The following is an 18227-nucleotide window of genomic DNA, read 5'->3' on the forward strand; positions in this document are numbered from 1 at the left end:
GCAGAGATGGGCTCTGGCATCACTCCAGCCTAACAGCGCCGCGCCTCCGACGGTCCCCGTCTGCGGCGGGCAGAGGTGCGTCCGGGTGGCCGCTGCCGCCGGCTCCTGACCGTGACCTCGACCGCACCTCTGACCGCCGGAGTCTCCCTCATCCCTTGACGGGGAACTGCCTCTCGAGTACTTTATCGATAAATCAGTGTGACCCAGACAACACTCGGAGGCGAACATGAGATCACGGTCCCAGCTGGCCGGACTCGCCGCAGCAGCCCTGGTGCTGCCGCTGGCGGCCTGTGGAGAGGGGGGAGGTGAGGAGCCTCTCCAGTTCTGGAACCTGCTGAGCGGGGACGACGGCCGGTTCATGCAGCAGATCGTCGACGACTACAACGACACCGATCCGGAGATCCCCGTCTCCTTCCAGCCCGCCCCGCGAGACGACATGTACATGCGGATGTACTCGGTGGCGCGTGCCGGCTCCGACATCCCCGACGTCGTCCTGGCACACAATCTGGTGATCGCCGAACTGGCGACCAATGAGATCCTCACCCCCGTTGAGCCCCTCATGAGTGAGCAGCCGGAGCTGCGGCAGGAGAACTACCTCGACGCCGCCTGGGAGGCAGGGGTCTACGACGGTGCCCAATGGGGCATTCCGCTCGACCTCCATGGGCTGGTCACATATTACAACGTTGCACTAGTGGAGGAGCTCGGCCTGGAGCACATCCTCGACGACGGCATCGTCACCGTCGAGGAGCTCCTCGAGCTGGAGGACGAGCTTCCGGACGACCTCTACGCCACCACCGCCTGGTTCATGCCCGGTCTCATCTACAACTGGCAGTACAACGTGGGCGACGGCGTGGGAGGGGCCGCCGAGGACATCGACTTCGGCGGCGACAGCTACGTGGAGTCCTTCGAAGCGGTCAAGGCGCTGCAGGAGTCCGGTCTGATGGCTCCCGAGGACTCCGATGCGGCACAGGTCTTCCGCAGCGGACGTTCCGTCTTCCACCCGTCGGGCACCTGGGAGATCAGCGCGCAGGACGAGGTCGAGGGCCTGGAATGGGATCTCACGCACAGCATGCAGCTCGATGCGGAGAATGCGGTGAACCAGTTCGAGTCCCACTCCTTCGTGCAGATGGCCGATGAGGACCGCGATCTCGAGCGGGACCGGGCGGTCGCGGACTTCCTGGAGTTCGTGCGCACCAACTCGTTGCACTGGGCAGAGGCCGGCCAGATCGTCGCCAGCCGTGACACCTATGACAGCGACGCGTATGCGGAGTACCCGCAGTCCTTCTTCACCCAGCCTGAGAACGAGGGGCTGCTGGTGACGGACAACTTCGAGTTCGCCCCGTACGTGGGGGAGGCGCTCTGGGATGAGGCTCAGAACGTGACGTTCGGCCGGTACAGCATCGAGCAGGCCGTCGAACGGATGAACTCGTCCACCCAGGCCCGGATCGAGATGGTGGAGGCGCCATGAGCACCAGCACGACTGCACGCCGCGAGGCGCGGACCCGCACCCGTCGGGCCCCCTCGTCGTCGAGGAGGCTTCCGCAGGGGCTGCGCGCCTGGCTGCGTGCGCTCCCGTTCATGGGGCCGCACCTGGTCCTCTTCGCCGTCTTCGGGCTCATCCCGGCGGTCTTCGGCATCTACGTGGCCTTCACGCAGTGGAACCTCGTCGGAGATCCGGAGTTCATCGGACTGGACAACTTCCGGGTGCTCTTCGACACGGACCACGCCTTTCACCGGATCTTCATCAACGGCCTGTGGAACACCATCCTGTTCGTGATCATCGGTGTCCCGCTGCTCATCGGAGTGCCTCTGGTGCTGGCGGTGCTGCTCTCCCGGAAGGACCTGCGCGCGGCGAACGTCTTCCAGGGCATCTTCTTCGTCCCCGGCCTGATCTCGGTCTCGGCGGGCGCGATCGCCTGGAACCTGGTGTTCAACCGAGAGTTCGGGCCGGTGAACCACTATCTGGGCACCGACATCAGCTTCACCACCACCCAGCCCTGGGCCTGGGGGACGATCTTCGTGCTGACCATCTGGGCGGGCATCGGCGGCAACCTCATCATCTATCGCTCGGCGATCTCCGCGGTGCCCCAGGAGCTCTACGAGGTCGCCTCCATCGACGGGGCCGGCGCCGCGCGATCCTTCATCAACGTCACCCTTCCATCGATCCGCCTTCCGCTGCTCTACACCACGGTGATGACGACGACCGCGTCGTTCAACGTCTTCGCCCAGCCGCTCATGCTCACCAACGGCGGGCCCGCCGACAGCACCACGGTGCTGATGATGGAGGTCCGTGATCTGGCATTCGGCGGCGGGCCCTCCATCGCCGGTGTCGCCTCCGCCATGGCCGTGCTCCTCGGCCTGGTGCTCATGGCCATCTCCGCGATCCAGTTCTTCATCATGTACAGGAGGACCGATGTCTGACACAGCCGTCATCGAGACCGACCAGAGGGCCCCGGGCCGAGGCGGCGCCGACGGCGTCCCCGGCCACCCCTTCCCCGGCGCACAGGGCGGCGGGCGAGGCCGGCGCCGCAGGATCCCCGGGGGCAGTCCGATGCGTTCCCGGATCGCGCTGATCATCACCTATGTGGTGCTCGCCGCCCTGGCGCTGATCTGGCTGCTGCCGGTGGTCTTCTCCCTGTCCACCTCGTTCAAGTCGCCCACCGAGTTCGCCTTCGAGGCCTTCCGGATGCTTCCGGCCCAGTGGGTGGCGGACAACTACATCGCTCTGCTCAACGACGTCGCCGGCTATCCGGTGCTGCGGTGGTTCTGGAACTCCATGTTCATCTCCACGATGCACGCCACTCTGACTGTGGTGGTGGTGTCCATCGCAGGCTACGGCTACTCGCGACTGGACTTCCCCGGCAAGGACACCCTGTTCTTCACCCTGCTGGCGATCTCCCTGTTCCCCGTCATCGCGAACCTCATCCCGCTCTACGAGATCGTCGCGCGGCTGGGCTGGGTCAACTCGCCCTGGGCGATGATCGTGCCGGGCCTCGCCGGAGTGGCGAGCATCTTCCTGGTGCGCGCCTTCATGGCGGGGATCCCCAAGGAGATGGACGACGCCGCCCGCATCGACGGGGCCGGAGACTTCCAGATCTTCTTCCGGATCGTGCTTCCGCTGATCCGGCCCATCCTCATCGTGATCTTCCTGTTCGCCTTCACCGGATCCTGGAACGACTTCCTGTGGCCGTTGATCGTGTTCAACGACGTCGAGCAGATGCCGATCACCGCAGGGCTCCAGCTGCTGCAGAACATGCTGGGGGCCTATGACAGCATCGGCCAGCTCATGGCCTCGGCCGTGCTGGCGATGATCCCGACCCTGGTGCTGTTCCTGGTGGCGCAGAAGTACTTCGTCAGCTCCTTGAGCATGTCCTCCGGGATCAAGGGATGACCGTGATGGTTCCCCGCCAGGCCCGGCGCTCCACCCGCCCCACCGGCTCCACCCGCCCCACCGGCTCCGCCCGGCCCCCGCGCCGGCGGGCCGAGCGGGCCCTGCTGTTCATCGCGGCCGGTTGGAACGCCGTGCTGGCAGTGATCACCCTGTTCCCCTTCCAGTATTGGTTCGCCTCCAGCGGGTACCAGGGACTCGAGGAGGCCGATGCCCTGGGGTCGGCCTCGATGGTCACCGAAGTGGCCGCCGTAGTGCGGACCTACGGGATCGCCGTGCTGGTCGGCGCGCTGCTGACCGCGGTCATCGCCTGGCGGCTGAAGATCGATCACAGCCGGGCCGTCACCTGGTGGCTGATCGCCTGCGTGGTGGGCACGTTCATCACCCGTGACGTGGTCAGCGTGCTGCTGTTCAGCGTGTGCCTGGCCGTCTACCTCTCCCGATCCCGGGCCCTGCGCCTCCATGCCGAGGCGGAGGCGGCACGGGCCCGCGAGGCGCCTGTCTGACGCGCCGCCTCGCACGCTGCCGCCGGCCCGCCTGCAGGCGCGCATCCCCAGTCCTCCGTCGGGCGTCCGCGTCCTAGCCTTCCGAGATCAAGGAGATCCATGAACCCCGCCCCTGCCCTGACCGCCGTCGTCGACATCGACGTCCCAGGCCCCACAATCAGTCGCCACCTCTACGGCCACTTCGCCGAACACCTCGGCCGGTGCATCTACGACGGGTTCTGGGTCGGTGAGGACTCCGAGATCGAGAACATCGGTGGCATCCGGGCCGATGTGGTGGAGGCGCTCCGCTCCATCGCCATCCCCAATCTGCGCTGGCCCGGCGGCTGCTTCGCCGATGAGTACCACTGGACCGACGGCGTCGGCCCCCGCGATGAGCGCCCTCGGATGGTCAACACCCACTGGGGTGACGTCGAGGAGAACAACCACTTCGGCACCCACGAGTTCATGGCACTGTGCGAGCTGCTGGACGCCGAGCCCTACATCTCCGGCAACGTCGGCTCCGGCACGGTGAAGGAGACCAGCGACTGGGTGGAGTACCTCACCCGCGCAGGCGACTCACCGATGGCGCGCCGGCGCGCTGAGAACGGGCGTCGGGAGCCCTGGTCGGTGAAGTTCTTCGGCGTGGGCAACGAGCCCTGGGGCTGCGGCGGCAACCTGACCGCCCAGCAGTTCAGCACCCTGGCCCGCCAGCACGCCACCTATGCGCGGAACCACGGGGAGAACAGCCTCTACCGCATCGCCGCTGGGGGATCCGAGGACGACTATGTCTGGACCGAGGTGCTGATGAAGCAGCTCACCCGCGGACTGCAGGATCCCTCGCCCAGCGACCTCTACCAGGCGATCTCCTTCCACTGCTACACGATGTCCGGGTCCTGGATGGACAAGGGTTCTGCCACGGAGTTCAGCGAGGAGGAATACTGGACGACCCTGGCTCGGGCGGAGCGCGTCGGCGAGATCCTGGCCGGACATGTCGCGGTCATGGACGCCTACGACCCTGCCAAGAAGGTGGGACTCGCGCTGGACGAATGGGGGACGTGGTGGAACGTCGAGCCCGGCACCAACCCGGGCTTCCTGCATCAGCAGAACACGCTGCGCGACGCGTTGGTCGCCGCGGTGCACTTCGACGCGTTCCATGCCCATGCGGATCGGCTGCGGCTGGCCAACATCGCCCAGACCGTCAACGTGCTGCAGTCGATGCTCCTCACTGACGGGCGTCGGCTGATCCTGACGCCCACCTACCACGTCTTCGCGATGAGCGTGGGGCATCACGACGCACGCCGTCTGCCGGTCAACCCGGTGCGGGCCGGTGCGGTCCATGAGGCCGACGGGCGTGAGGTCTCCACGGTGAAGGTCTCCGCCTCCACCAAGGACGGGACCGTGACGATCACCGCGGCCAATCTGGATCCGACCTCCTCCGCCGTGGTCGAGCTGCACCTGCGTGGTGGTGACAGTGGGGTGATCACCGGGGCGCAGGTGCTGACCTCGGCCGACCCGCGGGACCACAACACCGCGGAGGACCTGGACCGTGTCGCACCCGTCCCGTTCGAGGGGGCGGTCTGGGACGGTGGCCTGTTGAGGCTGGACCTGCCGGCGGCGAGTTTCGTGAGCCTGCAGCTGAGCGCCTGAGCCGAGCCTGCCGCGGCCGCTCGCACCCGTGCAGAGGGAGGGTGTTGACCGGAATGAATCGATACAACTACTGTATCGATACAGGATGTGAACTGCATCACATTGTGCGGGCTCGGCGACAGCCGCCGTTCCCGACATCGAACGGCCCGTGAGGCACTGCACCGGCCGCGCGCCTGAGAGCACACCGCACGTGCTCGTCTGACCTCGGACGGACCGCCCCCGGACCGTCCGTGACACTGAAGGGGAGAACACCATGACCACCACCACGACCACACCTCCGAGCAGAAGCAGCCGCACCGCGCCGCACGGGTCCAGGGCACCTCGACGGCTGGGGCGATGGGCCCGGCTCACCGCGGCAGGCTGCGTCGGCGTCGTCGCCCTCACCGCCTGCGGCAACGGCGGAGGGGGAGGCGGAGGCGAGGACGACGACGTCACCCTGCGCTTCGCCTGGTGGGGTGCGGAGCATCGCAACGCGCTCACCGAGGAGCTCGTGGAGCTCTACGAGGAGCAGAACCCCCACGTGACGATCTCCACGGAGTACACCGACTGGGAGGGGTACTGGGACCAGCTGGCGACGCAGTCCGCCGGAGGAGACGCTCCGGACGTCGTCCAGATGGACGACACCTATCTGCGGGAGTATGCGGACCGGGGCGCGCTGCTTCCCATGGATGAGCTCGACACCTCCGGCTTCGAGTCCGAGGTCGTGGACAACGGCACCACCGACGACGGCCTGATGGGCATCACTACGGGCGTCAACACCATGACCGTGCTGGCGAACCCGGATCTCTTCGCGGAGGCGGGACTCGAGATTCCGGACGACACCACCTGGACATGGGAGGACTACGCGGACCTCACCGAGGAGCTCAACGAGACGCTCGGGGACGGCATTTGGGGTGACGGCGGAGTCCCGCAGACCGTGGACCTGCAGATCTGGCTGCGCCAGCAGGGCAAGAACCTCACCACGGATGACGGCGAGCTCGGATTCACCGTGGAGGACGCCGAGGAGTACCTGGAGTTCCAGCTCGAGCTGCTGGAGCGCGGTTCCTATCCCTCGGCCTCGCTGATGCAGGAGGAGTCCAACGCCGCACCCGGTGAGTCGATCTTCGAGCAGGGTGAGCAGGCCATCGGTCGGTGGTGGAGCAACATGGTGCCGGGACTCTCCGACGTCGCCGAGACGGACTTCGAGATGCTGCGCTACCCCTCCATGAGCGGCAGCAGCGTCGACAACGGCCTGTGGTTCAAGGCCACCATGATGTTCTCGATCACCTCGCAGACCCAGCATCCGGAGGAGGCCCAGGCCTTCGTGGACTTCCTGGTCAACTCGGAGGAGGCCGCTGAGATCACCGGCATGGACCGGGGGCTGCCGGCCAACGAGGACGCCCGTGAGGTGGTGCTCGCCCAGCTGGAGGGCCAGGATGCGGCCGTGGCCGAGTTCATCGAGGAGGTCGAGGATGAGATCGGTGAGGCGGAGCCCGTGCCGGCCCTGGGCTTCTCGGGCCTCCAGGACATCGCCTACCGCTTCTGCGAGGAGATCTTCTTCGGGCGGCTCGACCCGGCGGAGGCCGCCGAGCGCATGCACGCAGAGATGGAGAGCGAGATCCAGTGATCCGCTGAGCCGATCATCGCTGGAACAGAAAATGAACAGGGCCGGATCGGCGCCGGGGCCCCGCCTGTTGCTAGCATGCGACAGGCGGGACCCTCGTCACCGGACGAGGTCTCGCGACGGTGGTGACGTGGAGGAGGCGCACTCGGTGAGCACGGTGAGGATGAGCGATGTCGCGCGGGCGGCGGGGGTCTCCACGATGACTGTCTCCAACGTGGTCAACGATCGTCCCGGCGTCAGTGCCGAAGTGCGACGCCGGGTGCTCCGGCAGCTCGCGGACTCCGGCTATCGGATGAACGTCTCCGCGCGGAACCTGCGCTCCGGCCACAGCGGTGTCATCGGTCTGGCGGTTCCCGGCCACGACGTCCCGTACTTCGGATCGCTGGCCATGCACATCGCCCGCGAGGCCGATCAGCGAGGCTACCGGGTCGCCGTGGAGCAGACGGGCGCCCAGGAGGCCGGCGAGGTGGCCGCCATCCAGTTCTCCCGCGCGATGGACTACGACGGACTCATCCTCAGCATCGTGGGCATGGACCTGGAGAAGCTCGAGGTCGCCCCGACCTTCCCCATCGTCCTGCTCGGCGAACGGGAGAATCCCACCGCCGCGGACCATGTCAGCATGGCCAACCGGGAGGGCTCCCGGGCCGCCGTCGAGCACCTGCGCGAGCAGGGCGCCCGACGCATCGCCTTCATCGGAGGCCCCGACACCCCTGACCAGACCATCCACAGCCTGCGACTGGGCGGCTATCGCAGTGCTCTCGAGCAGGCCGGGCTCGGCGTCGACCCTGCGCTGCTCTTCGACGCGTCCGAGGTGACGATGGAGTCCGGACGTCTGGCGGGACATCGGCTCGCCCGAGAGATCCGCTCCGCCCGGCAGGAGGGACGGCCGGCGCCGGACGCGGCCTTCGCCATCACCGACACCGTGGCCTTCGGCGCTCTGCGCGGCCTGGCCGACCATGGGGTGACCGTTCCCGAGGACCTCCTGCTGGTCGGTTTCGACGACATTCCGGAGGCCGCATTCATGGTGCCCGCGCTCAGCTCGGTGGCTCCGGACCTGGCCTGGACCGCCCGCCGGGCCGTGGAGCTGCTCCTGGAGCGCATCGGGGCCTCCGGCCGGCCTGGCGGCGCCGAGTCTCGGCAGGTGCGGGAGGAGACCATCCCGTGGTCGCTGGAGGTGCGAGAGTCCTCCACCCCGGTACGATCGCAGCAGGGGTCCGTGCCGGTCCCAGGCGCCGAGCACACGGAGGGCTCTGCGATGGCCGAACAGGACGCCTTTCTCGTCGCGCAGACCCCGCCATCGTCGTCCACTTCGACAGGAGACGCATCATGAGCACCGTGTTCACCAAGATCATCGACGGCGAGCTGCCCGGCCGATTCGTCTGGCAGGACGAGGTCTGCGTGGGCTTCCTGAGCATCGCCCCGCTGGCCTATGGGCATGTCCTGGTGGTGCCGCGCCAGGAGATCGACCGCTGGACCGATGCCGAAGGGGAACTGGTCGCCCATCTGATGCGCGTGGCCCATCGGATCGGCAAGGCCCAGGTGGAGACCTTCGGCTCAGCCCGCGCGGGCCTGACCATCGCCGGTTTCGAGGTCGATCACCTCCACGTCCACGTCTGGCCGTCCGACTCCATGGCGGACCACGACTTCGCCCGGGCGATCACTGATCCGGACCCGCAGACCATGGACGAGTCAGCGGAGAGGCTGCGCGTGGCGCTGCGCCTGATGGGCGATGCCGACACCGTGCCGGCCGGCTGAACGAGACCACGGTGGCGATGACCTCCCGACAGCCCGTGGGACGTGCTCCCTCGATGGTCGACGTCGCCCAGGTCGCAGGAGTCTCGCACCAGACGGTCTCTCGGGTGCTGAACGCCCCCGACGCCGTCCGTCCGGAGACCCGTGAGCGGGTCGAGCAGGCCATGCGCGGCCTCGGCTACCGGCGCAACAGCACCGCCCGGGCGCTGAAGACCCGGCAGACCGGCCTGATCGGCGTGGTCAGCCCCGGAGACTCGACCTTCGGGCCGAGCCGGATGACGATGGCCATCGAGGAGGCGGCACGCGAGACGGGCTATGCCACCGCGTTGAGCGTGGTCCGGGAACCGGGGCCCGAGACGGTCGACGACGCGCTGGAGTTCTTCCTGGACCGGGGCATCGACGGCATCGTGGTCATCGCACCCGTGGTGGCGATGGTCGAAGCCGCTCGTCAGATCTCCCGCAGCGTGCCGGTGGTGGTGCTCGCCTCCGTCGCCGAGCCGTCCGCAGAGATGCAGGTGGTCGGCATCGATCAGATCGAGGGCGCGCGTCGGGCGGTGCGGCATCTGCATCGGTCCGGGCGGCGACGCATCGCCCACGTCTGCGGGCCGGAGGACTACCTCGACGCCCAGGGGCGCATCGTCGGCTGGCGTGAGGAGCTGCAGGACGCCGGGCTGCCGGTCGCGCCGCTGGCGCGGGCCGGAGGATGGGCCGCCGCTGACGGGCACGCCGCGGCCAGGCGGCTCCTGGCGGAGCAGTCTGCGCACGGCCCTGCCGGGGAAGACCTCCCGGACGCCGTCTTCGCGGCCAACGACTATCTGGCTCTGGGCATCATCCAGGCCGCCCGGGGAGCGGGCCTGCGCGTCCCCGAGGATCTTGCCGTGGTGGGCTTCGACGACGTCGACGGCGCGGACTTCTTCTCCCCTCCGCTCACCACGGTGCGGCAGCCCTTCGAAGAGGCCGGAGCGGCGGCGATGGCCGCCCTGTTCGGAGGCGAGGGAGTGGACTCGTCCATCCAGCCGCAGCTGGTGGTGCGGAGCTCCGCCTGAGCGGTCGCGGGCGCCCTCCCGGTCAGCCCGGGTCGCTGCGCTCTGCTGCGCAGCTGGGTCCTTCCCTCTCAGGCCTTTCCCGCTTCATCATGGGGTGGCATGGACCACATAGGGATGTTAACGTTAACATGATCGTGTCCGGTATCACAGGGGCGGAACCGCCCTCCGGCGGTCGGTCAGGCCTCGGGCCGCGCGCCGCCTCTCGACCTTGAAGGAGCTCGTTCCCGATGACCTCTCCCGACGCCGTGGTGATCGGTGTCGACTTCGGCACTCTCTCCGGCCGCGCCCTCGTGGTGCGCGTGTCCGATGGGGCCGAGCTCGGCACCGCCGTCCAGGAGTACCGCCACGCCGTGATGGACTCCACGCTCACAGCCCACCAGGGCGAGCCGCTGCCGCCGGACTGGGCGCTGCAGCTGCCGGCCGACTACGTCGACGTGCTCAAGAACGCCGTGCCCGCAGCGCTCGAGGCCGCAGGCGTCTCCGCTGATCAGGTCATCGGCATCGGCACCGACTTCACCGCCTGCACCATGGTGCCTACGACTGCCGACGGCACCCCGCTGAACGAGCTGCCGACGTTCGCCGACCGTCCGCATGCCTATGCGAAGCTCTGGAAGCACCATGCCGCACAGGGCCAGGCTGACCGCATCAATGCACTCGCCCACTCCCGCGGTGAGGCCTGGATCAACCGCTACGGCGGCTTCATCTCCTCCGAGTGGGAGTTCGCCAAAGGTCTGCAGATCCTCGAGGAGGACCCGGAGGTCTACGCGGCGATCGACCACTGGGTGGAGACCGCCGACTGGATCGTCTGGCAGCTGACCGGCCGCTACGTCCGCAACGCCTGCACCGCCGGTTACAAGGGCATCTATCAGGACGGCGCCTACCCCTCGAAGGACTTCCTGGCGGCGCTGAACCCGGGCTTCGAAGGGTTCGTCGAGGACAAGCTCGATCATGAGATCGGGCAGCTCGGAGACCGCGCCGGGGCACTCTCGGCCGAGGCCGCCGCGTGGACCGGACTGCCGGAGGGCATCGCCGTGGCCGTGGGCAACGTCGATGCCCACGTGACCGCACCGGCCGCAGACGCCGTCGAGTCCGGCCAGATGGTGGCCATCATGGGGACCTCCACCTGTCATGTGATGAACGCCGACGTGCTCGCCGAGGTCCCGGGCATGTGCGGGGTCGTCGACGGCGGGATCCTGGCCGGCGCCTGGGGCTATGAGGCCGGTCAGTCCGGAGTCGGGGACATCTTCGCCTGGTACGTGCAGAATCAGGTGCCCGGCGCCTACGCCGAGGAGGCAGCCTCCCGAGGGCTGAGCCTGCACGAGCTGCTCACCGAGAAGGCTGAGACCCAGCCGGTCGGAGCTCACGGACTGGTGGCCCTGGACTGGCACTCCGGCAACCGCTCGGTGCTGGTCGACCATGAGCTCTCCGGACTCATCGTGGGCCTCACCCTGAGCACCAGGCCTGAGGACGTCTACCGGGCGCTGGTCGAAGCCACCGCCTTCGGCACCCGCACCATCATCGAGGCCTTCGACGCCTCCGGGGTTCCGGTCCGTGAGCTCGTCGTCGCCGGCGGCCTGCTGAAGAACCGATTCCTGATGCAGCTCTACTCGGACATCACCAAGCTGCCGATCTCCACGATCACCTCGGATCAGGGCCCCGCGCTCGGCTCGGCCATCCACGCCGCTGTCGCCGCCGGCACCTATCCGGACGTGCGCAGCGCGGCCCCGGTGATGGGCGGGCGCGTCGTCGAGGCCTACACGCCTGACCCCGCGGCGGCGAAGGCCTACGACGCGCTCTTCGCGGAGTACAGGGCGCTGCATGACCACTTCGGGCGGGGCGGCGACGACATCATGCGTCGGCTCAAGCGCATCCGTCGGGAGGCGCACGCCGCCCAGGGCGCCGGCAGCACCGCGACCGACGCCGACGTCGCGGTCTCCGCCCAGACCCAGGAGGCTCGCGCATGATCCGGCTCTCCGAGCTGCCCTCCGACGTTCAGGAGTCCGTGGCCCGCACCCGGGAGAAGGTGGCAGCGCTCCACGCCGAGCTGCCGCGCAACGAGCTGGTCGTCTGGACCGCCGGCAACGTGTCAGAACGGGTCCAGATCCCGCCTGACGCCGACGGCGTCCCCGGTCTGTTCGTCATCAAGCCCTCGGGCGTCTCCTACGACGAGCTCGCCGCAGAGAACATGGTGGTCTGCACCCTCGACGGGGAGAAGATCGAGGACGGCACTCCGGATCGGCTCCGGCCGTCCTCCGACACCGCCGCCCACGCCTATGTGTACCGCCACATGGACGGCGTCGGGGGAGTGGTGCACACCCACTCGACCTACGCCACCGCCTGGGCGGCGCGATCCGAGGCGATCCCCTGCGTGCTGACCATGATGGCCGACGAGTTCGGCGGGGACATCCCCGTCGGGCCCTTCGCCCTGATCGGTGACGACTCCATCGGCCGCGGCATCGTCGAGACCTTGCGCGGGTCCCGCTCGCCGGCGGTGCTGATGGCTCAGCACGGCCCCTTCACGATCGGCGCGGACGCGAAGGCCGCGGTGAAGGCCGCCGTGATGTGCGAGGAGGTCGCCCGCACGGTGCACTTCGCACGCGCCTACGGCGAGCCTCCGCGCATCGATCAGGAGCAGATCGACTCGCTGTTCGACCGATACCAGAACGTCTACGGGCAGTAGACCGACGACGTCGCCCCTCGAGCGTCCCGCGAGGCGGGTGCTGACCGCCTCGCCTCCACTCGACTCCTCGTCCCTCGACCCCACATCGCTGCACTCTTCAGGAGAACCCACCCATGGCATCCCCCTTCACCGGCAAGAAGATCTGGTTCCTCACCGGCTCCCAGGACCTCTACGGCGAGGAGACCCTTCGTCAGGTCGCCGAACAGTCCCAGCGCGTGGCCTCCACGCTGGACGCGGCCGAGGACATCCCGGTCACCGTCCAATGGAAGCCCGTGCTCAAGGAACGTGACGCCATCCGCCGCGCGGCGCTGGAGGCCAACTCCGATCCTGACTGTCTCGGAGTGATCGTCTGGATGCACACCTTCTCACCGGCGAAGATGTGGATCCAGGGTCTGGACGCGCTGGACGTCCCGCTGCTGCACCTGCACACGCAGGCCGACGCCGCGCTGCCCTGGGCGGAGATCGACATGGACTTCATGAATCTCAACCAGGCCGCCCACGGCGACCGGGAGTTCGCCTACATCGCCACCCGGATGGCCACCCCGCGCAAGACCGTCGTCGGGCACGCATCCGATCCGCGGGTCACCCGCCGTGTCGGCATCTGGACGCGTGCGGCGGCAGGCTGGGATGCGCTGCGGAACCTGAAGCTGGCCCGCTTCGGCGACAACATGCGCAACGTGGCCGTCACCGAGGGGGACAAGACGGAGGCCGAGATCCGACTCGGCGTCTCGGTGAACACCTGGGCGGTGAACGACCTCGTCGAGCGGGTGGACGCCGTCGAGCAGTCGCAGGTGGACGCTCTGCTGGCAGAGTACGACGAGCTCTACGACGTCGCCGAGGATCTCCGCGTCGGCGGCGGGCGCCGTGAGTCGCTGGCCTACGCCGCGCGTCAGGAGGCCGGGATGCGTTCCTTCCTCGAGGAGGGCGGCTTCGGGGCCTTCACCACGAACTTCGAGGACCTCGGGGGCCTGCGCCAGCTGCCAGGGCTGGCCGTGCAGCGCCTCATGGCGGCCGGGTACGGGTTCGGCGCCGAAGGCGACTGGAAGACCGCCCTGTTGGTGCGCGCGGCCAAGGTGATGGGCCACGGCCTGCCCGGGGGCGCTTCACTGATGGAGGACTACACCTATGAGATGACTCCGGGGGAGGAGAAGATCCTCGGGGCCCACATGCTGGAGATCTGCCCGAGCCTCACCAGTGCGAAGCCGCGGGTCGAGGTCCATCCCCTGGGCATCGGGGACCGCGAGGACCCGGTGCGGATGGTCTTCGACACGGACCCCGGGGAGGGGGTCGTCGTCGCCATGGCGGATCTGCGTGAGCGTTTCCGTCTCACCGCCAATGTGGTCGACATCGTCGAGCCGGAGGCCGATCTGCCGAACCTGCCGGTGGCCCGGGCAGTGTGGGAGCCGCGGCCGGACTTCGCCACCTCGGCGGAGTGCTGGCTGACCGCCGGGGCCGCGCACCACACGGTGCTCACCACCGCTCTGGGTCTGGAGGCCTTCGAGGACCTCGCCGAGATCGCGGCCATGGAGCTGGCGGTCATCGATGAGAGCGTGACCACGCGGACCTTCGCCAAGGAGCTGCGGTGGAACGCGGCGTACCACCGCCTGGCCCAGGGGCTGTGATAGACATCACCCAGGATGTTCGACGTCGGACACTCACACCGCGCGCCCTGGCGGCGCACTGAAGGAGGAGACATGCGTTCCACACTCACCACCGTCCTCGGGGCCGGAGCGGCCCTGACGTTGCTGCTCACCGCCTGTGAGGGAGAGGGAGCCGGGACCGGGGACGGCGCCGGAGGCGACGGCGACGCCGCTCCGGAGGACATGACCATCGGTGTGGCGATGCCCACCCAGACCTACGAGCGCTGGCTGCAGGACGGTGGGAGCATCGAGCAGGGGTTGGAGGATCTGGGCTACGGGGTCGACCTGCAGTATGCCGACGACGACATCCCCACCCAGTCCCAGCAGATCGACCAGATGATCACCCAGGGAGTCGACGCGCTGATCGTCGCCTCCATCGACGGCTCGGCGCTGACCAGCCAGCTCGACGCCGCCGCCGCTGCCGACATCCCGGTGATCGCCTATGACCGTCTGCTCACCAACTCTGCGGATGTGGACTTCTACGTCACCTTCGACAACTACGAGGTCGGGGTGAACCAGGCGAAGTCGCTGCTCTACGGCCTCGGTGTGCTGGACGAGAGCTTCGAGGACGCCGACGACGCCCCGGAGGGTCCGCTGAACATCGAGCTGTTCGCCGGCTCGCTCGACGACAACAACTCCCATCTGTTCTGGCAGGGCGCGATCGAGACCCTCGAACCCTACCTGGAGGACGGCACCCTGGAGGTCCCCTCCGGGCAGGACAGCATCGAGCAGGCGGCCATCCAGCGGTGGGAGCAGGAGACCGCCCAGGAGCGCATGGAGAACCTGCTGACCAGCCATTACAGCGGAGACGACGAGTTGGACGGTGTGCTCGCCCCGGCGGACCCGCTCTCCCGAGGCATCATCACCGCGCTGCGTAATGACGGCTGGGGCCCGAGCATCGAGGACGGCATGCCGATCGTCACCGGTCAGGACGCGGAGATCGCCACGATCTCGCTGATCGACCAGGGCATCCAGCACTCCACGATCTTCAAGGACACCCGCCTGCTGGCCGATGAGGCGGTGCGTGCCGCGGAGGCCTACCTGCAGGGCGAGGAGCCGGAGGCCAACGACACCGAGACCTACGACAACGGTGAGATCGTGGTCCCCTCATTCCTGCTCGAGGTGGAGATGGTGCTGCAGGACAACTACGAGGAGATCCTCGTCGACTCCGGCTACTACACCGAGGAGCAGGTCGAGTCCGGCCAGCTGTGAGGGACCGGTCCCAGGCGGATGACGAGGAGGACCCATGACAGTCAGGACGGCTGTGGAGGACCCGATCCTCCAGATGCTCTCGATCACCAAGCGTTTCCCCGGCGTCGTCGCACTCTCCGAGGTCTCGCTGACCGTCGAGAGAGGCGCGATCCATGCGATCTGCGGGGAGAACGGCGCGGGCAAGTCCACGCTGATGAAGGTGCTCTCCGGGGTGTACCCGGCCGGCGGCTACGAGGGCGAGATCCGCTTCGAGGGGGAGGCGGTGTCCTTCAGCGGGATCAACGACTCCGAGGATCACGGAATCGTGATCATCCATCAGGAGCTGGCGCTGGTGCCTCACCTCTCGGTGGCGGAGAACATCTTTCTCGGCAACGAGCAGGCCACCGCCGGGATCATCGACTGGCATGAGACCAACGTCCGTGCGGTCGAGCTCATGGACAAGGTCGGGCTGCACGAGAATCCCGTCACCCCGGTCGGAACCCTCGGGGTCGGCAAGCAGCAGCTCATCGAGATCGCCAAGGCCCTGTCGAAGAACGTCAAGCTGCTGATCCTCGACGAGCCCACCGCTGCGCTGAACGACGACGACTCCGCCCATCTGCTCGGGCTCATCCGTGACCTGCGCGAGGAAGGCGTCACCTGCATCATCATCTCCCACAAGCTGGGAGAGATCGCCGCGGTCGCCGACGCCACCACCGTCATCCGTGACGGTTCCACGATCGAGACGATCGAGATGCACGACGGCGCCACGGCGGAGCAGACCACAGCCCGGATCATCCGGGGGATGGTCGGCCGCGACATGGAGCACATGTATCCGGAGCGGGACGTGGAGATCGGTGAGGAGATCCTCCGCATCGAGGACTGGCACGTCACCCACCCGAACCAGCCGGACCGGGTCGTCGTCGACGGCGCCTCGCTGCATGTCCGGGCGGGGGAAGTGGTGGGCATCGCCGGCCTGATGGGTGCCGGACGCACGGAACTGGCGATGAGCGTCTTCGGGCGCTCCTGGGGCCGGGACATCCGCGGCACCGTCTCCATGCACGGCACTCCGGTGCGGATCCGGAACGTGTCCGACGCCATCGAGCACGGCATCGCCTATGTGAGCGAGGACCGGAAGCAGTACGGGCTGAACCTCATCGAGGACGTCCGGATCAACATCACCGCCGCCGGGCTGAAGAAGCTGGCACCGGCAGGCTGGGTGAACGCCAACGAGGAGATCGCCGTCGCCGAGCGCTACCGGAGCTCGCTGAACATCAAGGCCCCCTCGGTGCTCTCCATCGTGGAGAAGCTCTCCGGGGGCAACCAGCAGAAGGTGGTGCTCAGCAAGTGGCTCTACACCGAGCCCGAGCTGCTGATCCTGGACGAGCCCACTCGCGGCATCGACGTCGGCGCGAAGTTCGAGATCTACTCGATCATCAATGAGCTCGCCGCCGCGGGGAAGGCGATCCTGGTGATCTCCTCCGAACTCCCCGAGGTACTGGGGCTCTGCGATCGCATCTACACGCTCTCGGCCGGCCGCATCACCGGCGAGGTGGACGCGGCCGAGGCCACCCAGGAGGGGCTGATGGAACTCATGACCAAGGAGAGTGACTGATGGCCGGCACGTCCAATCTGCGCGAGCTGCTCACCCGCAACCTGCGGCAGAGCGGCATCTACATCGCCTTCGTCTTCATCGTCCTGCTGTTCACCGTCCTCACCGGAGGCACGCTGCTCAGTCCGGGGAACCTGACCAACCTGGTGCTGCAGTACTCCTACATCCTGATCCTGGCCATCGGCATGGTGATGATCATTGTGGCGGGACACATCGACCTCTCCGTGGGGTCGGTGGTGGCGTTCACGGGCGCGGTCTCGGCGGTGGTCGTGATCAGAGAGGGGATGCCGTGGTGGGTGGGCGTGATCGCCGCACTGATCACCGGTGTGCTGGTGGGGATCTGGCAGGGCTTCTGGGTGGCGATCGTCGGCATCCCGGCGTTCATCGTCACCCTGGCGGGCATGCTGATATTCCGTGGCCTCACCATGCAGACCCTGGACAACGTCTCGCTGTCCCCGTTCCCCTCGGAGTACCAGTACATCGCCGGTGGGTTCCTCAACGGACTGCTCGGCGGACCCGGCTACGACGTCTTCACCCTGTGCATCGGTGCGATCGCGGCAGTGGGCTTCGCCTGGTCCCAGTGGCGGAACCGCATGCGCAAGCTGGAGTACCGTCAGCCGGTGGAGGCCCTCTGGCTGTTCGCCGTGCGGGTCCTGCTGGTCGCCGCGATCATCATGGCCTTCGCCTGGCGGCTGGCCAATGCGCGCGGCACGCCGGTGGTGCTGATCCTGCTGGCGGCTCTGGTGCTGCTCTACGGGTTCATCACGCAGCGAACGGTCTTCGGCCGTCACATCTACGCCATGGGCGGCAACCTCCAGGCGGCCAAGCTCTCCGGGGTGAAGACCCAGCGGGTGAACTTCCTGCTGTTCATCAACATGGGGGTGCTGGCCGCCGTGGCCGGCATCGTGTACTCCGCCCGGTCCAACAGCGCCCAACCCGGCGCCGGGTACATGTTCGAGCTGGATGCGATCGCCGCCGCCTTCATCGGAGGGGCCGCGGTCACCGGAGGTGTCGGCAAGGTCCAGGGCGCGATCATCGGGGGCCTCATCATGGCGGTGATGTCCAACGGCATGCAGATCATGGGCATCGACCAGTCCACGCAGAACGTGGTGCGCGGCGTGGTGCTGGTCCTCGCCGTGGCCTTCGACGTCTGGAACAAGAAGCGGGCCACCGCGGACCGCTGACA

The 18227-nt window shown here is 67.9% G+C and carries 15 protein-coding genes; all 15 read left to right on the forward strand.

The genetic code is table 11. From position 1 onward, the window contains the following. Window positions 1-226 precede the first annotated feature (226 nt). The 15 genes from HNR09_RS13230 to mmsB all read left to right on the forward strand — a co-directional run bounded on the left by HNR09_RS13230 (window position 227) and on the right by mmsB (window position 18225). Window positions 227-1468: an extracellular solute-binding protein gene (locus HNR09_RS13230; RefSeq protein ID WP_179542470.1), complete on the forward strand. Its 1242-nt coding sequence runs from the start codon at window positions 227-229 to the stop codon at window positions 1466-1468. Then, window positions 1465-2421: a carbohydrate ABC transporter permease gene (locus HNR09_RS13235; protein WP_179542471.1), complete on the forward strand. Its 957-nt coding sequence runs from the start codon at window positions 1465-1467 to the stop codon at window positions 2419-2421. The genes HNR09_RS13230 and HNR09_RS13235 overlap by 4 nt, the downstream gene beginning before the upstream one ends. Beyond that, window positions 2414-3391: a carbohydrate ABC transporter permease gene (locus HNR09_RS13240; protein ID WP_246348839.1), complete on the forward strand. Its 978-nt coding sequence runs from the start codon at window positions 2414-2416 to the stop codon at window positions 3389-3391. The genes HNR09_RS13235 and HNR09_RS13240 overlap by 8 nt, the downstream gene beginning before the upstream one ends. Continuing rightward, the gene (locus HNR09_RS13245; RefSeq protein ID WP_179542472.1) at window positions 3388-3894 is read left to right on the forward strand and encodes a hypothetical protein; all 507 of its coding nucleotides are present in this window, start codon (window positions 3388-3390) and stop codon (window positions 3892-3894) included. The genes HNR09_RS13240 and HNR09_RS13245 overlap by 4 nt, the downstream gene beginning before the upstream one ends. A gap of 99 nt (window positions 3895-3993) precedes the next feature. Continuing rightward, window positions 3994-5520 (forward strand): alpha-N-arabinofuranosidase, encoded by a 1527-nt coding sequence (locus tag HNR09_RS13250; protein WP_179542473.1) that lies wholly within the window; start codon window positions 3994-3996, stop codon window positions 5518-5520. Window positions 5521-5773: 253 nt separating this feature from the next. Then, on the forward strand, window positions 5774-7126 hold the full coding sequence (locus tag HNR09_RS13255; protein ID WP_179542474.1) for an ABC transporter substrate-binding protein: 1353 nt from the start codon (window positions 5774-5776) through the stop codon (window positions 7124-7126). Between the two features lie 160 nt (window positions 7127-7286). Further along, complete coding sequence (locus HNR09_RS13260; RefSeq protein ID WP_179542475.1) at window positions 7287-8453, forward strand: LacI family DNA-binding transcriptional regulator; 1167 nt, start codon at window positions 7287-7289, stop codon at window positions 8451-8453. Next, on the forward strand, window positions 8450-8878 hold the full coding sequence (locus HNR09_RS13265; RefSeq protein WP_179542476.1) for an HIT family protein: 429 nt from the start codon (window positions 8450-8452) through the stop codon (window positions 8876-8878). Before HNR09_RS13260 ends, HNR09_RS13265 begins: the two co-directional genes overlap by 4 nt. 17 nt (window positions 8879-8895) lie before the next feature. After that, window positions 8896-9921 carry a LacI family DNA-binding transcriptional regulator gene (locus tag HNR09_RS13270; RefSeq protein WP_218881942.1) on the forward strand — a complete coding sequence of 342 codons (1026 nt, stop codon included), beginning with the start codon at window positions 8896-8898 and terminating at the stop codon, window positions 9919-9921. A gap of 227 nt (window positions 9922-10148) precedes the next feature. Next, window positions 10149-11885 (forward strand): ribulokinase, encoded by a 1737-nt coding sequence (araB, locus tag HNR09_RS13275; RefSeq protein ID WP_179542477.1) that lies wholly within the window; start codon window positions 10149-10151, stop codon window positions 11883-11885. Continuing rightward, complete coding sequence (locus HNR09_RS13280; protein WP_179542478.1) at window positions 11882-12601, forward strand: L-ribulose-5-phosphate 4-epimerase; 720 nt, start codon at window positions 11882-11884, stop codon at window positions 12599-12601. Before araB ends, HNR09_RS13280 begins: the two co-directional genes overlap by 4 nt. A 113-nt stretch (window positions 12602-12714) precedes the next feature. Further along, window positions 12715-14223, forward strand: coding sequence for an L-arabinose isomerase (gene araA / locus HNR09_RS13285; protein WP_179542479.1), 1509 nt, complete (start codon window positions 12715-12717; stop codon window positions 14221-14223). A 72-nt stretch (window positions 14224-14295) separates the two neighbouring features. Next, a complete protein-coding gene (chvE, locus tag HNR09_RS13290; RefSeq protein ID WP_179542480.1) occupies window positions 14296-15453 on the forward strand; it encodes a multiple monosaccharide ABC transporter substrate-binding protein in 1158 nt (385 codons plus the stop codon). 34 nt (window positions 15454-15487) lie between these two features. Further along, entirely contained in the window at window positions 15488-17044 is a 1557-nt protein-coding gene (mmsA, locus tag HNR09_RS13295) for a multiple monosaccharide ABC transporter ATP-binding protein (protein ID WP_218881943.1), read from the forward strand. Then, window positions 17044-18225, forward strand: a complete 1182-nt coding sequence (mmsB, locus tag HNR09_RS13300; protein WP_179542481.1) for a multiple monosaccharide ABC transporter permease — start codon at window positions 17044-17046, stop codon at window positions 18223-18225. The genes mmsA and mmsB overlap by 1 nt, the downstream gene beginning before the upstream one ends. The last annotated feature ends 2 nt before the right edge of the window (window positions 18226-18227 follow it).

The sequence above is a fragment of the Nesterenkonia xinjiangensis genome (genome assembly GCF_013410745.1).
Classification (GTDB): Bacteria; Actinomycetota; Actinomycetes; order Actinomycetales; family Micrococcaceae; genus Nesterenkonia; species Nesterenkonia xinjiangensis.

Coding starts and splice junctions, on each gene's coding strand:
- araB (WP_179542477.1), top strand. CDS start 10,149: ATGACCTCTCCCGACGCCGTGGTGATCGGTGTCGACTTCGGCACTCTC.
- HNR09_RS13255 (WP_179542474.1), top strand. CDS start 5,774: ATGACCACCACCACGACCACACCTCCGAGCAGAAGCAGCCGCACCGCG.
- HNR09_RS13240 (WP_246348839.1), top strand. CDS start 2,414: ATGTCTGACACAGCCGTCATCGAGACCGACCAGAGGGCCCCGGGCCGA.
- chvE (WP_179542480.1), top strand. CDS start 14,296: ATGCGTTCCACACTCACCACCGTCCTCGGGGCCGGAGCGGCCCTGACG.
- HNR09_RS13265 (WP_179542476.1), top strand. CDS start 8,450: ATGAGCACCGTGTTCACCAAGATCATCGACGGCGAGCTGCCCGGCCGA.
- HNR09_RS13230 (WP_179542470.1), top strand. CDS start 227: ATGAGATCACGGTCCCAGCTGGCCGGACTCGCCGCAGCAGCCCTGGTG.
- mmsA (WP_218881943.1), top strand. CDS start 15,488: ATGACAGTCAGGACGGCTGTGGAGGACCCGATCCTCCAGATGCTCTCG.
- HNR09_RS13250 (WP_179542473.1), top strand. CDS start 3,994: ATGAACCCCGCCCCTGCCCTGACCGCCGTCGTCGACATCGACGTCCCA.
- mmsB (WP_179542481.1), top strand. CDS start 17,044: ATGGCCGGCACGTCCAATCTGCGCGAGCTGCTCACCCGCAACCTGCGG.
- HNR09_RS13270 (WP_218881942.1), top strand. CDS start 8,896: ATGACCTCCCGACAGCCCGTGGGACGTGCTCCCTCGATGGTCGACGTC.
- HNR09_RS13260 (WP_179542475.1), top strand. CDS start 7,287: ATGAGCGATGTCGCGCGGGCGGCGGGGGTCTCCACGATGACTGTCTCC.
- HNR09_RS13280 (WP_179542478.1), top strand. CDS start 11,882: ATGATCCGGCTCTCCGAGCTGCCCTCCGACGTTCAGGAGTCCGTGGCC.
- HNR09_RS13235 (WP_179542471.1), top strand. CDS start 1,465: ATGAGCACCAGCACGACTGCACGCCGCGAGGCGCGGACCCGCACCCGT.
- HNR09_RS13245 (WP_179542472.1), top strand. CDS start 3,388: ATGACCGTGATGGTTCCCCGCCAGGCCCGGCGCTCCACCCGCCCCACC.
- araA (WP_179542479.1), top strand. CDS start 12,715: ATGGCATCCCCCTTCACCGGCAAGAAGATCTGGTTCCTCACCGGCTCC.